The 15,319-nt window shown below is 38.5% G+C and carries 10 protein-coding genes and 1 tRNA gene; 9 read left to right on the plus strand and 2 right to left on the minus strand.

Features of this window, described 5'->3' with window-relative positions; genetic code table 11:
- From VM932_RS00005 to VM932_RS00045, 9 genes are all read left to right on the plus strand, one after another.
- A partial coding sequence (locus VM932_RS00005; protein WP_326276513.1) for a transposase occupies nucleotides 1-702 on the plus strand: 702 nt, incomplete at its 5' end.
- Nucleotides 703-1,533: 831 nt separating this feature from the next.
- Nucleotides 1,534-2,328, plus strand: a complete 795-nt coding sequence (locus VM932_RS00010; RefSeq protein WP_326276514.1) for a type IV toxin-antitoxin system AbiEi family antitoxin domain-containing protein — start codon at nucleotides 1,534-1,536, stop codon at nucleotides 2,326-2,328.
- Nucleotides 2,325-3,119, plus strand: a complete 795-nt coding sequence (locus VM932_RS00015; RefSeq protein WP_326276515.1) for a nucleotidyl transferase AbiEii/AbiGii toxin family protein — start codon at nucleotides 2,325-2,327, stop codon at nucleotides 3,117-3,119. The genes VM932_RS00010 and VM932_RS00015 overlap by 4 nt, the downstream gene beginning before the upstream one ends.
- Before the next feature lie 3 nt (nucleotides 3,120-3,122).
- A complete protein-coding gene (locus VM932_RS00020) occupies nucleotides 3,123-7,166 on the plus strand; it encodes a hypothetical protein (RefSeq protein WP_326276516.1) in 4,044 nt (1,347 codons plus the stop codon).
- Nucleotides 7,159-8,640, plus strand: coding sequence for a DUF3375 domain-containing protein (locus tag VM932_RS00025; RefSeq protein WP_326276518.1), 1,482 nt, complete (start codon nucleotides 7,159-7,161; stop codon nucleotides 8,638-8,640). Before VM932_RS00020 ends, VM932_RS00025 begins: the two co-directional genes overlap by 8 nt.
- A gap of 5 nt (nucleotides 8,641-8,645) precedes the next feature.
- A complete protein-coding gene (locus VM932_RS00030; RefSeq protein WP_326276519.1) occupies nucleotides 8,646-9,239 on the plus strand; it encodes a DUF4194 domain-containing protein in 594 nt (197 codons plus the stop codon).
- Nucleotides 9,217-12,630, plus strand: coding sequence for an ATP-binding protein (locus VM932_RS00035; protein WP_326276521.1), 3,414 nt, complete (start codon nucleotides 9,217-9,219; stop codon nucleotides 12,628-12,630). The genes VM932_RS00030 and VM932_RS00035 overlap by 23 nt, the downstream gene beginning before the upstream one ends.
- Nucleotides 12,631-12,634: 4 nt before the next feature.
- Nucleotides 12,635-13,777 (plus strand): Wadjet anti-phage system protein JetD domain-containing protein, encoded by a 1,143-nt coding sequence (locus VM932_RS00040; RefSeq protein WP_326276522.1) that lies wholly within the window; start codon nucleotides 12,635-12,637, stop codon nucleotides 13,775-13,777.
- Between the two features lie 129 nt (nucleotides 13,778-13,906).
- Nucleotides 13,907-14,053 carry a hypothetical protein gene (locus VM932_RS00045; protein ID WP_326276523.1) on the plus strand — a complete coding sequence of 49 codons (147 nt, stop codon included), beginning with the start codon at nucleotides 13,907-13,909 and terminating at the stop codon, nucleotides 14,051-14,053.
- 295 nt (nucleotides 14,054-14,348) lie between these two features.
- Here VM932_RS00045 and VM932_RS00050 read toward each other — a convergent pair.
- Both VM932_RS00050 and VM932_RS00055 read right to left on the minus strand, forming a co-directional pair.
- Nucleotides 14,349-14,422: transfer RNA gene (locus tag VM932_RS00050), tRNA-Ala, on the minus strand.
- Between the two features lie 57 nt (nucleotides 14,423-14,479).
- Nucleotides 14,480-15,277: a universal stress protein gene (locus tag VM932_RS00055; protein ID WP_326276524.1), complete on the minus strand. Its 798-nt coding sequence runs from the start codon at nucleotides 15,275-15,277 to the stop codon at nucleotides 14,480-14,482.
- Nucleotides 15,278-15,319 lie beyond the last annotated feature (42 nt).

The following is a 15,319-nucleotide window of genomic DNA, read 5'->3' on the forward strand; positions in this document are numbered from 1 at the left end:
CTGACCCGGAGCCTGCTTCTGCTACTGAGCAAGTTTAGCGATGAACTTGACCGCCTGGAAGCCCAATACGGGATAGTAATGACCAAAGACCAGTACCGGCGAAGGGCCACGGCCAAAAAGATCTATGGCCAGCAACACGCATACTTTTACAGGGGCATAAAACCCAAGGCCCGCATTGTGAGCCTGGACAAAGACTATATCCGGCCCATTGTACGGGGCAAGGAAACCAAAGCGGTAGAGTTCGGGGCCAAGGTCAACAAGTTCCAGATCGACGGCATTGGTTTTATCGAGCACCTGAGCTTCGAGGCCTTCCATGAGGGCAATCGCTTCCAGGATACGGTATTTAAGGCCCAACGCCTGACCAAGGTCAAGACCCGATTGGCCGGGGCCGATGCCATCTATGCCACCAACAAGAACCGCACCTTCGCTACCCGCTATAACATCCGTACCGACTTCAAGCGCAAGGGAAGGGCCGGCAAACACGAGAAACAGCGCAGGCAACTGGCAAATGCCATCACCAAGGAAAGGGCCAGCCGCCTGGAGGGCAGCTTTGGCAAGGAGAAAGAACACTACCACCTGAAAAAGATCAAGGCCCGTACCAAGGCGACAGAGATCCTCTGCATCTTCTTTGGCATCCATACTGCCAATGCCCTGGAGATCGGCAGGCGCATGGCCAGAGAAGCACTGCAAAAGGCGGCCTAAGGGATGTAAGGCGGCAAGATGCCCCAGGGGATCCTATGCCCCATTGTCAACAAAATCCTTGAAAACGGACGCATCTTCGTTCAAAAGCATCAAGAGCACAACATATAAATGAAAAATGCCACTAAAACCAATATGGTTCAGTGGCATTTAGTTTAATGTTCATGAAAAAGCAGGCTTACTCCTGAATGTCTCTCAAAAATTCTGTTGTCATTCGGTCACATTTGTGGTCTCTTTTATTTGTTTCGTTAATTGACCTTTTATGGGACTTAGATTCCTAAATATAATATTGAAGCTAACGCATGTAATAGATGTGATACTTTTTCAAAAGATTATTCTACAAAAGATTAAAAGGTATTGAAATAGGGCGATTTGTATCAAATAATACCATGGTTAATTTAAAACCAGATTTGCGTGCAAATAAAAAAAGCTTCAAAAGTCAAAAACTCTTGAAGCCTTGTAAAAACTGGTGGAGCTCCCCGGACTATTGTCGAAGCAATTTGTGGAGGAGTTGATGCTTTTGGCGAATCTTTCATACATAGTTTGATAATATGCCTATGAGCGAGAGAATTAGTTATTGATCTATAGGCAACGGATTTTTCCGTTAGAGCAAAACTGAAAACATCATTCCTGCGGTGAGTGTTCAAAAAATAAATAAATGTGTCACTCAATAATTCTATCCTCGAAGATTTCAACGAGGTCAAGTCTGATTTTAGACCAAGCAAAGACCTTTTCTAACCATTTTGTTTTTGCATTCACAATGGAAAGGTAAATCAGTCTTTATATGCATCTATCGCCACTTTTTACTATCTTTCGCATAAAAATACTAAAAAAATGCAGAGCGTTGCTGATTTTGTGGGTAAATGTTTGTCGTATGAACAATACGCATTTTCCTGGGATGAATTAAAAAGTGAAGTCCCTAAAACAGATGTGGCTTTACGGCACGAGATCGTGCGACTTTCCAGAAAGAAAGAGATTATTACGCTCCGTCAAGGATTTTATTTAATTCTACCTCCACGTTACAAGCAGTATGGAAGACTTCCATTAGAACTTTACGCAGAGAGACTCTTTAGTTATATAGGAAAACCCTACTACATCGCATTTTTTTCAGCAGCGGCTTTTCATGGGGCAAGTCACCAACAGGTTCAGCAAAGTTATCTTATGACAAAAATCCCGAACATAAGAGATATAAAAAAGGGGAATAACTATCTGAATATTTCAGCCACGAGTAATTGGCCGGAAAAGAATATTCTAAAAAGAAAGTCAGATGCTGGCTTGTATAGCATTTCATCTCCGGCTTTAACAGCCATTGATTTGATCCACTATCAATCTAAAATGGGTGGTGTGAATAGGATCCTCGCGATTTTGGAGGAGTTAGCTGAATCTATAACTCCCGAGGATATAAAGGATTTACTTCAATGGTACCCGCATATAAGCTCCATCCAAAGATTAGCTTTTCTCTTTCAAGAACTACAAATAGATCAAACCCTTTTGGATCCATTGCAAGATTATTTTCGTGATAAGAAGTTTTTCCCGGTATTGTTAAGCCCCCAAAAAGATGAAAAACCAGGCAGGGCGAAGAATCCCTGGAAAGTAGATATGAATATAGAATTAGATAGTGATTTATGATTTCTAAACCTTACATAGCAAAATGGAAAGACAATGCTCCTTGGACTACCAATGAACAGGTAGAGCAAGACCTGATCATTTGTAGAGCATTGGTAGCTCTTTTCTCTGATGAATACCTTAGTGAAAATCTGGCTTTTCGTGGAGGTACTGCACTGCACAAACTCTATCTGAATCCAGCCCCGCGATACTCAGAAGATATTGATCTGGTCCAGATTAAAGAAGGGCCTATCAAACCTATTTTAAAACGAATAGATGAAGTCATTACCTTCTTTGAAGAAGCAAGAGTAGTCAAGGTCAAGGCAAATAATAACACACTGCTGTACCGCTTCAACTCAGAATATTCACCAGAGATACGTCTAAGATTAAAAATCGAGATTAATTGCCGGGAGCATTTCAATTTGCTGGGATGGAATTCATTTCCATTTTCTGTAAAAAGTGAATGGTTTACAGGCCAATGTGATATTACTACTTACCATCTGGACGAACTCTTAGGAACTAAACTCCGGGCATTATACCAACGCAAGAAAGGAAGAGATCTGTTTGATCTCTACTATGCCGATCAACACGCAAAGCTCGATTATGACAGGATCATTCACTGCTATAATGAGTATATGAAATTCGTGGTGGGCAAGCCCCCCACTCAAAAGGAGTTTCTACTCAACATGGAGCTAAAGAAAAAATCAGTACAATTCTCAGGCGACATGCAGGGGCTTCTAAGTCCTAATTTGGAATACAACCAGAAGGAGGCTTTTGGATGGTTGGAACAATCATTAACAATGAAAATGACTTAAAACATGATTTACGATCAGCAGGAAAAGTTCAAGGAACTAATAAGCTTTATATCAACCCATACCATTGATAGAAGCATCAATCGTGTTGATCAAAAGGCCATTGAAGAAAACCTCAAGTGGAATGCTTCATTGTTCTTTGCAAAGGCTATTCATTTGGCAAAGTCCAGGGAACAGGGATTTACACTGGCAGAATTTGACCAGTTTAGAAAAGATTACGAAGATCGAAATGGTCAAATAGATACTGACTCCCTTTTTCAAAAATATTGGCTGAGAAATGTCCTAGGAAAAATAAAAATCGCAGGAACTGTATCGTCAGCTTGTCACACATTTAGTGGAATATCAAGCTTCAGGAATGAATTAAAGTTTCTGTTAGAAAAATTCCCTGAAGGAATAAAAGGCAAAGAAAAGCTACCTAAAGCAGAATTTGATCAAATTAAAAGTAAGTATGAGAGTGAACATAATTTGATATTAAATGATGAAGGTTTAAATAAACCCTCATGGTTATCAAAATCAGATGATGGCATTACAATCTCTAATATCAATATTTACTTCAAGCCTTACCTCGATCGGTGGAAAGAATTCGAATTCTTATCGGCTTATAAAGAGCAAATATCAAATGATGAAGATAAAGGGCTCAAGATTGCTAAAAGAGATTTAGTACAACTACACGAATCCTTCAAAAAATTCTATACCCAAACACCTTCAATTGCGGATCTGATCAAACAAAATCTTCTTTGTGAAAAGGAAGAATTCTATTATTTAAATTTCTACAATGTTGAGGTCAGTTACTGGTCAATATTGGGTGATCAAATCACCGCCTTTTATTGGCAATTATTAGTCGAGAATGAAAGCTTTTCTGATGACAAGGAAAGAGTGAAGATGCTTCTTCAACAAATACTTTATTGGGGTTGGCCTTCTGATTTTTTATCCTGCTCTCTTGATGAATCAAAAAAGCGATTTTTAGATGCGGCTAGTGACTTGGTAATTAATGAAACCGATTTGGATGGTATAGAATCGGAGTTCAAAAAGGTTAGCATTGATGGAGATATTGGTTCACGTGAAGTTCAATCGCTTTTCCATAGTCGTGAAGAGTTTGATGATTTTTCATTGAACAACTTGGATCACTTTGAGCTACTGGAAAGCCTAGACAATTGGGAGCAAAAAGCTCATACTATCTATTTGCATGGGCAGAGTTCCCGAGATGAACTTTCTTTTTTGATTAAACTCATAGTTGCCCATGACTATGAATTTGAAAGAGAAGAGACAGAAGATCAGAATAATCCCATAATCCATCATTACAAAAGAGTTTTTGTTCTTCTGGAAAAATCAATAACCAAACCAACCCTGCTTTGGGAATTAAAATGTTTCATTATTATGTGCCGGAGGGAATTTATACCCTACCTAGTAGAAGACTCCAAATATACCACTTTGGCATTTCAGTTTATTGATAGAATTGGAGAATATCTATTACATGAGGATAAAGAAACAATTCATAATAAGCTCTGGGTAAAGTCGATGGAATTGGCTCTTTTTTCCATTCGCTCAGTCGGTCAGGAAGATGTTGCCTCTAAACTGATTTTTCAGATATACCGAAAGCTTAATTCAAATAAATATGACATCCCATACAGTCGGCAGCCTTATACAGAAAAATTAAGCCGAAAACAGAAAGAGGAAAAGGAAACGGCAGTTCTCTCATTAATTGAAGATAGTTCCCTACAAAATCATAAAGTACATGGAGGAAGTAGCCAATTTTTACTCCCCAAGCTATTCAACGGGTTGGTAAAGCTTTTTATCAACCTGCCATCCAAGCAACTGTATAATAGTGGAACAGTAAGTTTCCCAATGCTTCAGTGGGATGGATTAACTTGGCTGATGAAATGTTCGACTTACTGGAAATATAAAAGACAGTTTGAGATTACACCTCCAGGTATTAATATGCTTACTAATTCCTTCTTCAAACTATACATTGATCGTGTAGAGGTTACAGAAGTTAAAAAATATAATTTCTTCGAGAAGAAGGAGGAAAAAGGACGGCCGCTTTGGAGTGAGAAAATTGAAAGGTTGGAGTACATAGAATGGATTTATCCGATTTACTTCATTTACAAACAACAGAAGCTGAATAGTTTTCTGGAACCACGTTTTTATTTTGATTCCACTTCGGAATTCTACCATAAGGAGAATCATTTCACCGCAGATAAATTAAGAACACATATTGGGGTATTGCTTCAGGTTCTACGTCAATTGGTATTGCCAAGTATTCCTTATGGTTTTGAAAAAGATAAAATTCAGCAAATTAAATCGAGAGTTGAACAGCAGATTATTGATTATTTAAAAAGGCATATCAAGGATGTACCGGAAGAAGGATGCGTTGATCTGTTTGACTATAATAAGGAATGGGCATTTAAAAACTCCGAAAAAGAAGCATTGCTTCCGCAAGTTGCCAGAGCTCTAAATTGGTTCTCGAAAAAAGAACAGATTATTGAGGCCATTATTGAGACGCAAGATATTGTCAAAATATTGACTATTGCCGAATGGGTAACTTCGGTAGGGGTTAAACAAAAACTCATAGAAAGGATACAGCAATCAGATATTAAAGCTTTTTTAGAGAAGAAACGCTGGACACCGGAAGTTCAACAAGTATTGCTTGATATCAGGCAATATCCAAAATTAGAGAAAGAGATCAATCAGGTGGTTGAGTTTTGGGAAAAGAGGGTGTCAAAAAAGAACCGGGAATATGAAGTTCAGCTCTATCAAACCAAGATGCTGTTGGCTTACTTTCATGATGATGAACAGGAACTGAATAGCATTAAAGAACCGGCTTCACCTATTCATGTGGTACGTGAGCTATCTTATCGTGACCACAAGCAGTTTTACAGGGCACTCATTAGACTGGAAAAGAATCCGGAATCCTCGTACACCATATTCAAGGAGTTGAGTTCGCAATACCTTCAATATCCTGTTTTTGCACTAAATCAAATGGCAGCTAAAATTAGCATAGCTAAAGCCAGTGATGATCTAAAAATCTATAAAGAAGCCCTGGAAGAGTGGAAAGCTTATTCCTCCCAGCAAAAAGATTTGGACGAAGAGGCTTTGGGATCAACATTCCTCGCCAATAAGTTGTACATACTACTCAAACTTGGCGAATTAGATGAACTGGATAGGGTTTTTAATGATCTTGAAAAGCCTTATAAAATGTTGCCTGATATCCTTGAAGTCAAGATTGAAAGTCTTATAGAGAGAAAAAGGATTGAAGAAGCATCTATGCTTCTGGAGGAAGCTGAGAATTATCACCAGTTTTCTGGAGGTGAGGGAACGGAATTCATTAAAGCCCTAAAAGTCAAAGTTGGAGGCATTGACGATGTTCTACTACTCAGTGCATACTATACAAGGGTTTTCAATAGCTCACCAGAGAAACTAATAGAAATATTCCCACCGAATTTGAATGGTCAAAGACAATTGCAGAGCTTTTTGGTGACCGAATTTGGTAGTGCCGCAATAAACATGTTGGATAAGGTGGTTTCTATTTCAGATATTAAAGATGAAGATAAGTACAATGATGTAATTGAGATATTGCTGAACTCTAAAATAAATCCATGGGGGTGGTTCGTTACCGACCAATCAAGAGGTGGCCACTCTGATTCAGAAAACAAATCCAAAAAGAAACAGCCTGGAGAAAGAGATTTTAAAATCTTTGATGGGAAAGGTACTTTCGGGATTTGTGAAGCCTTTATCTATAGAACTCCTGCACCCGCTAAGAAGCATTTGAAAAAGATATTTGATTACCACCCTAAAAGAGAGAATCTCATAATATTGATTTATGATTTAAATGAGCCAACAAAAGCAGCTAAAAATTGGAATAATTATCTAAAATCAATCTTACTGAAAACTGATTTTCCAAAAGGATATGAGCTTATCAATTGTGAAGATGTCTCAAGTGATTTTGGGCATGGTAAAAAGTCAGCAGTTAGAATAGCTAGATCTAAACATGAGGATGAGCTGAACCTATATCACATATTTGTCAATATTAACTACAAGGTCAATGCTTGACTCCCTCACATCCATATTGAAAGTTCGGTCACTGGTGGATTCCGCAGTAACATTGAAACTTCTAAGGGCAAGGAACTTACCCTTGATCATTACATTCTTGTATCGTGAATACAAAGTAAATGAACAAATCTCTGTGCCTTATCAATTTTTAGTTCAGAGACTAGCCGACTTTCTGGAAGAAATTGAATATCAGGATGAAGATGATGAAATCAAGTCTGATCGTTTGGTTTTGGCTTTTGACGAGAAAGCTAAGCTGTACATAGATCGTTGGATTGACACTCATTACCTGCGGAATGTAATTGACGATGCTCAAAAAGAGCCTTTGGTCTTTCTGTCCAAACATGTAGAAAAAGCTTTTCAAGTTTTTGAGCTTCTGAAAGACCGTGAATTTGTTGGAACAGAATCTAAGTTCAAGGATATTTTCACCAAGCTTCGGGACATTATCGAAAATGCCAATCCTGATAAAGAAAAGAGGTTGGCTGAACTGGAAAAGAGAAAACAGGCCATTGATGAAGAAATACGAAAGATCAAAATTGATGGTTATGTATCTACTTATCAAGATTACCAGGTTAAGTCACGCTATGAAGAAGTAAATCGATTAGCCAATGAGCTGATTGGAGACTTTAAAGAAGTTGAGGACAATTTTAAGGAAATTACCCGCAGGATTTATGAACGTCAGCAACAGGCAGATCTATCCAAAGGAAAACTGCTGGCAGAAACGTTTGATGCACTTTACGAATTGCGAAGTACTGATCAAGGAAAAAGCTTCTATGCTTTCTGGCAATTTATGCTGGATGATATCAGCCAATCTGATTTTCAAAAACTGACCAAAGAAGTTTACGATGTGCTGGAGGACCGGGGAATTAAAGTTTCATCTCGATCACTGCGAAAATTAAAGACGATGCTTCATCTGGCTGCCAGAAAAGTCCTGGACAAAAATGGCGTCTTAGCTGATAAATTGAGCAGAGAGATAGTCGCCAAAGACCAACTGGAATCCAGAAAGGCAAGAGAACTTATTGCAAGTATTCGGCAATTGGCTATTCAACAAATTGACCGTCCACCTACACAAGAACATTACCTTGAAATTCAGGGAAATCCTGATATTAATCTCCCACTAGAAAGAAAACTCGGGGAAAAACCAGAGACAGATTCATATACAACCAAAGCGGAACTGGCCAATATCTCTATTCAGGACCTGGAAGACCTTTCAAAAATTTACAATGCTGATTTGATAGATAAACAACAGTTAGTAGCCAATATTAACGACTTACTACAATCCAAAACTCAAATTTCCCTTCAGGAAGTGGTTAATGCCAAAGGACTGAATAAGGGATTAGCAGAATTGTTAGCCTATGTCACTTTGGTGAATACAAGTACTAAGTTTTTTATCAATGAGGATGTGAGGGAAACTATCCTTTTTAGTCAGAAGAATGGGAAATACCTTGATTTACCACAAATCATTTTCACCAAATAAGCGATATGGAATACCAAAACGATAAGATAGCCCCTTACGCCCGATCAGCAGTCAAGTTGCTGCAGGGTCCTGTTTTTGAGGACCAACCAGATGTTTGGAATGAAATCATTCAATATCAGGTAGAACTAATTCAATACTTTGAGAAGATCTCACTTGAATTAATCATAGATAAAAGAGATGGATATGCTTACCTCAAGCAAATTGAACTGGATGAATCCGGCAGTACGATTGGACTGGTTCGTAGGATGCCATTAACCTATGACCTTACATTAGTATGCGTCTTACTGAGAGAATGGTTGTTAGAGTTTGAATCGAATGATCTTGAAACTACGAATCTATATATCACACCAAAACAGTTTCGGGATCGCATGGAAATGTTTTTTAAAGAGAAAGCAAATGAGCTAAAATTTATCAGAGACCTCAATCGTCACCTTGATCAATGTGTGGAAATGGGCTTTTTAAAATTGGTCCATAAAGATGCTGCTAAGTCGGATGAAAATCGCTACGAAGTAAAACGTATCATCAAAGCACGGGTCACAACAGAAGAGTTGTCAAGATTCAAGAAACAATTAGAAGATGAACAACCTAAGTCTATTTAGTACCAAACCCAGCGAATCGGGCTTCCGCTTGTATGCTTACGAAGTACTGAATTGGGGAACCTTTGACCAAAATATATGGTCGATCCACCCGGAGGGTGAGACCTCTTTATTGACTGGTGCCAATGCTTCCGGGAAAACGACACTTGTGGATGGGTTACTTACTTTACTTGTTCCCGAAAAGAGGATGCGTTTTTATAACCAGACAGCCGGGTCTAAAGGTGAACGCACAGAAGATAGTTATGTCGTAGGAGAATATGGAGAAACGGAAAATTCGGATACCAATACAAAAGAGGTCAAAAAACTAAGAGAGAATAAATCAAAAGCACAATCGATATTATTGGCCGTATTTCAAAACGAATCACAGTTTGTCACATTGGCACAAACACGCTGGTTCTCGGGATCGGAACTCAAAAGGAACTTTATTGTAGCTCATAAAAAACTCTCTATCCGTGACGACTTTATGCCATTTGATAATACAGGTGAGTGGAAAAAACGGCTCAAAAAAAGGTATCCAAAACAAGGAAACCGGGAACTTATACAGTTTACCTATAGTCCGGGAGAGTATGGCCGTCTCATGCGGAAATTATTTGGCATGCGTTCAGAGAAAGGACATACTTTATTTAGCCAGACCATAGGATTAAAGGTACTTGGCAATTTGGATGAATTTGTACGTCTTCAGATGCTGGAAGAGCGAGATGCTGAAACCGAATTTCAGAAGATAAAAACCTACTTTAAGACTCTCAATGATGCTCACCGTGCTATCGAAAAAGCTCATAAACAGATAGAATTACTGTTTCCTATAAGGGATAAGGCACAAAACCTTTCGGTTCTAAAAGCAGATCTGATCTATCAGGAAAGTTTCCAGCAGACTGCACCACTTTGGTTTGCAGAAAAACAGAAAGAACTGATTTCGGACTATAATGAAGAACAAAATGCAAGGCTGGAATCCTTATCGCAAAACATTGCTGAATACTCCAGTGAAATTGACGAATTATCCAACCGGGAACGAGATCTCGATATCCAAATTAAAAGTGACAAAGTTGGTTCACAAATCAGTACACTGGAAAGAAGAAATAAAGAACTGGACGAATCCAGGCAAGAGCGTGAGGATGAACTCAAAACCTATAATCAATTGGCTGAGAGCCTTGAATTCCAGCCCAACCCGCAATCCAAAGAGCTTTTTGATGAACAACGAAAGGCAGCGGTAGAAAAAAAGAAGAAAACCAGGGAAGTGCTGGAACAGAATGAAAATGAACTGGATCAACTAAAAATCGATAAATACAATTTAGACAAAGAGTTCAATGCTCTTTCAGATCAACTCAGCGTTCTTCGTTCTCAAAAAAATAATATCACGGGGCATCCAGCTCGTATTCGAAACGAAATTCTTGATGCAGTTGGTGCTACAGAAAAAGAAATCCCCTTTATTGGCGAACTGGTTAAAGTTGGGGAAGATGCCCGTGAATGGGAGCCTGCTATTGAACGTTTACTTCATAATTTCGCCCTCAGACTGATCGTGCCGGAAGAATATTACCAGGAAGTAAACCGGTATGTCAAGGAAAATGATCTAAGAGGGAGGATTATCTATCATCGGTTCAATAAGAAAGAAGTTGCTCCGCAGATATTTCAGCAGCAAGATGAGAATGAACTTATTCACAAGTTAGCCTTTAAACCTTCGGCCTATTCTGAATGGATCAAAAACGAGATCAGTACTAAATTCAATTATTTGTGTGTAGAGGATTTGGAAACATTTCGATTAGCAAACAAAGCTGTTACCAAAGAAGGACTTGTTAAGAATGCAAACCGACATGAAAAGGATGACCGGCCTGAAATTAAAAATCGCCAAAAATATGTACTGGGCTGGGATAACAAAGAGAAAATAGCAGTATTGAAAGAAGAAGCTCATCAACTTGATCAGAAAATTAAGGAGTTAGATAATAGGCTTAAATACTTAAAAAATCATCAATACAGGATTCGAAACGAAGAACAAGACCTGGCTCAATTCATTGCCTTTAAATCACATAAAAAAATTGATTGGTGGTCTATAGCAGCTCAAATACAGGAAAATAAACAAAGAATTGAGGAGCTTGAAAAAACCAATGACAGAGTTAATACGCTCAAAAAGCAGCGTGAGGAGATTCTTCAACAAATCAAATCTAAACAGGAAAAGGAAAGGCTTCTTGAAAAGGAAATCAATATTATTGAATCAAATCTGAATATACAGAGACAAAAGCTAAGAGAGGCTGAAGATGTCATTAATAGGTATTCTTTTCACGATTCTAACGAAAAATTGAAAGCATTTGAAGAGCATTATATGTATGACTATGAATACGATATTGATTCCATAGAAAAGATTCAAAGCAAAGTTCAAGGAGAAATCAATTCAGCTATTGAGCGGTTTAGGGATAACATTCGCAAGGAAGAAAGTGCAGCGGAAAGCCTTATGCGGGTTTTCAAAAATCCGGATAAAGAAATTGCAGAGAAATTCATGGATTGGAACTCTGATACGCATCGTTTAAGTGAAAGTGCAGAATTTATAGATGAATATGTAGCACTGCTTGATAGAATCGAAAAGGAGGAATTGGCAGAGTATAAGCAACAATTTAAAAACTACCTCAATGAAGAAATGATAACAAAAATGTCTGATTTTCAGACTTGGTTAGAGCGGCAGGAAGAAGATATTGAGGAAAATATCGATACACTAAACCAGTCCCTTGAAAAAATTAACTTTAAAAGTAATCCACCCACATTTGTCAAGCTTCATGTAGAAAATGACTATGCTCCAAAGGTGAAAGATTTCAGGTTTCGACTCAATGAATGGAAACCTAACCTGGTTGAGTTTGAAAGAACAAAGGATGATCGTATTCTGGAAGAAAGTTTTAACAAGATCAAAGCACTTCTAGATGATTTGACCGATGATGAAAATCAAAGGAAAGAGGTCTTGGATGTAAGGAATTGGCTAAAATTCAAAGCAGTAGAACACCATCGGGAGGATCCGTCAAAAATCTTCCGCAGTTATACGGGTACAGCAAAACTCTCAGGTGGCGAAGGTGCACAATTGACCTATACAATTTTGGGTTCCGCCATAGCTTATCAATTTGGGATACACAGCGAAGGACTCAACACCAATTCCTTCCGGTTTATTTGTGTGGACGAAGCTTTTAGTAAGCAAGATGATGAAAAAGCACGGTTCCTAATGGAACTGTGTAAGCAACTACATCTGCAAGTAATGGTGGTGTCTCCTGCTAAAGCAGAAGAGGTAGCTATTGTTGAGCCCTACATTGCCCGAGTGCATTTTGTCCAAAGAAAGGATAATCGTCATTCAGTCGTTTATGATATGCCTATTAAGCAATTGCAAGAACACAGGGAAGAGTATTTACAATCCGCAGGATAGGTCCATGATAACAGCAGCTGAAATACAGAAAAAGTCTGAAAGAAAATATGAAGAAGTCCTTCGTGATTCTTTGAATGGAGAGAGCTGTTTTCCTCTGGAGATAAGGTCCAATAAGGTGCTTTCTAAAGATTTCATTCAAATGAGCCGGGAAATTGCTGAAGTGCTAGGTGGGTCAAAGGATAGAAAGGGTTTTGGCTACTCGGTAGTTTCAGAAACGATTAAAACCCGACAGCATGGAATTCAAGATATCCCAAAGTCAATCGTGTATGAAACATTAGACGATTATTTAAAATTTATCAAAAAGGAAAAAGAGTTTCATGTGATGATGGAAAATTACACTTTCATCAAGTCTGAACTCCCCCAACTTGAACCATGGTTGAAAGAAAACCCCAAAGCAATCATCAATAATGTCAATGTGTGGGCTGGTCTGGTCAAAGTTTGTCAATGGTTTCTTCTTAATTTCGAACCAGATAAGTACTATATCAGAGAATTGCCCATTGCCGTTCACACAAAGTTTATTGAAGAAAATAAAGGAGTCTTAAGAGTTTTACTGGATGAGTTGGTTCCGAATCTGGTGAATATCTCTGAAAACCACTTTGAAAGGCGATTTTGTCTGAAATATGATCAACCTCTTGTTAGATTACGATCTCTGGATAAGGCTTGTTGGATTGAGGGTGGCTATGATGATATAACCGTCCCTATAGAACAGTTTATGTTAACAGAGCTAAAATGTTTACGGGTATTCATTATTGAAAACAAAATGAACTTTCTATCCTTTCCTGAAGTACCTCACTCATTAGCCATTTGGGGAAAAGGCTTTGCTATTGAATCTCTGAAAAATATTCAATGGTTAAAGAACAAACAGATTTTCTATTGGAGCGATTTGGATGTCCAAGGTTTTCAAATGCTATCTCAGCTAAGATCATATTTTCCACAGACCAAATCCTTTTTGATGGATATAAAAGTTTTGGAAATGTATAAAGAGTTTATTGTTTCAGGTACAGTATCCAAAGGTAACTCTCTCTCTCATCTTTCAAATGAGGAATTAGAGGTGTTTGAACATTTGTTTAATAATAACTTCAGGCTAGAGCAAGAGCGGATTCATCAAAGTTTAATAATAGAAAGGTTGAGTCTGATTTTCAAATAGATTTACTTTTGAGCCTCTATTACAAGCTCGTTTCGTTATCCTCTTCCCAGTTTTTCCATTTTCGATGCTGTACGACAATAGTCGCCTACTGCACATCTCATTCCTTTTGCCACTAACCAACCAATGTTATTGAATGAACCGGAAGAATCAGACCTGTACTTTAAAATGATCTGGGAGGGCGAGCGAAAGAAGGGGAGGGACGTTTCACCGGAAGTGGTTCGATGTGTTCCTGTCTTCTTGCGAAAACTCTCCAAATTGTTGATTTTCAGGGAGTAAAAACCTTTTTAGATGCTTAGAATTCTGTTCACCAGTACCATAGGGCGGTTCGATTCCAGATTGCTAACCTTCCGATTTTATCGAACCTAAAACAGGCTTTGAGTCAGTTTTAGGTGTTCAAGCAACTGACATTTAGATTCTTAACGATAAAATGATAGAGAAATCCACCTTTTGAACATATTAAGTTGACCAGTTTCGATCATAGAGTCAAAAATGAATCTTAAGTATTGAAATACAGGAGTTTACCTCAAAAAGAAAGCCGTCAGGCGAAAAATGTTCTCGCGTGACGGCTGAGTGGAGAATACCGGATTCGAACCGGTGACCTCTTGCCTGCCAGGCAAGCGCTCTAGCCAACTGAGCTAATCCCCCAAAGAGAGCGCAAAGGAAATACTTTTTTCCGAAAGTATCAAAAATTGCGCCGTTTCCTTAATCTTTTTTAACGCTGAGAACCAGTACAGGTATCTTTGCAAAGAACTCCGACTTAGGTATGGTGTTCTTTTCCCATAGTTTTTTAAAGAATCCACGCTTTCTTCTAAACACACATAACATGTCGGGGTGCTCCTTCTGGAAATACTCCGTCACCCCCAAATAGGTGGTTCCATTTTCGGTAATCGTCAATTGGGTGCTCAAGTCCATCAAAGCTGTGTTCACTTTAAGGTCATCCTCGGTATACCCAGGTCTTTTCACCAACAACAGGCTTACTTCAGACCTAAATTTATTCTTGATCATCACCAATGGGGCCAGAATACTGCTTCTCTTTAAAATACCGGACCCAAAAGCAGTCAGTATTTTTTTCATTGGTTTAAAAATTGTCCCTTTAGGCACAATTAGCGTGGGTATTTCTATCTGCTTAATGATTCTTCCAGAGGTATTTCCCAAATAAAGTTCTTCTTGGATATCATTACTTTTTGGGGCAATAATGATCAAATCAATCCCCAACTCTTTGTTGATGCTCTTTAAACCATCAATAATATCACCATTATAAGTGGCCATTTTTACCTCTACACCTTTGGTGTCCACCTGGTCTATCACTTCTTTTAAATGTTCTTTGCTGCTCTTGGCAACCTTTTCTTCCACATTGGCCAAGCTGCCCACTGCGGTAGTTACGGAGAACACATCCATTACATAAACTTTGGCCCCAAATTCCGAGGCAAAATCAACGGCATATTGCAATGTTTGAAAAGAATCTGGTGAAGTCCCAATGGGTACAAGTATGTTGTTCATGGTTTGGTGATTACGATTAAACCTTAAATTTACAATTAAATT

Origin of the sequence: Flagellimonas halotolerans (assembly GCF_035818535.1) — a bacterium.
GTDB lineage: Bacteria > Bacteroidota > Bacteroidia > Flavobacteriales > Flavobacteriaceae > Flagellimonas > Flagellimonas halotolerans.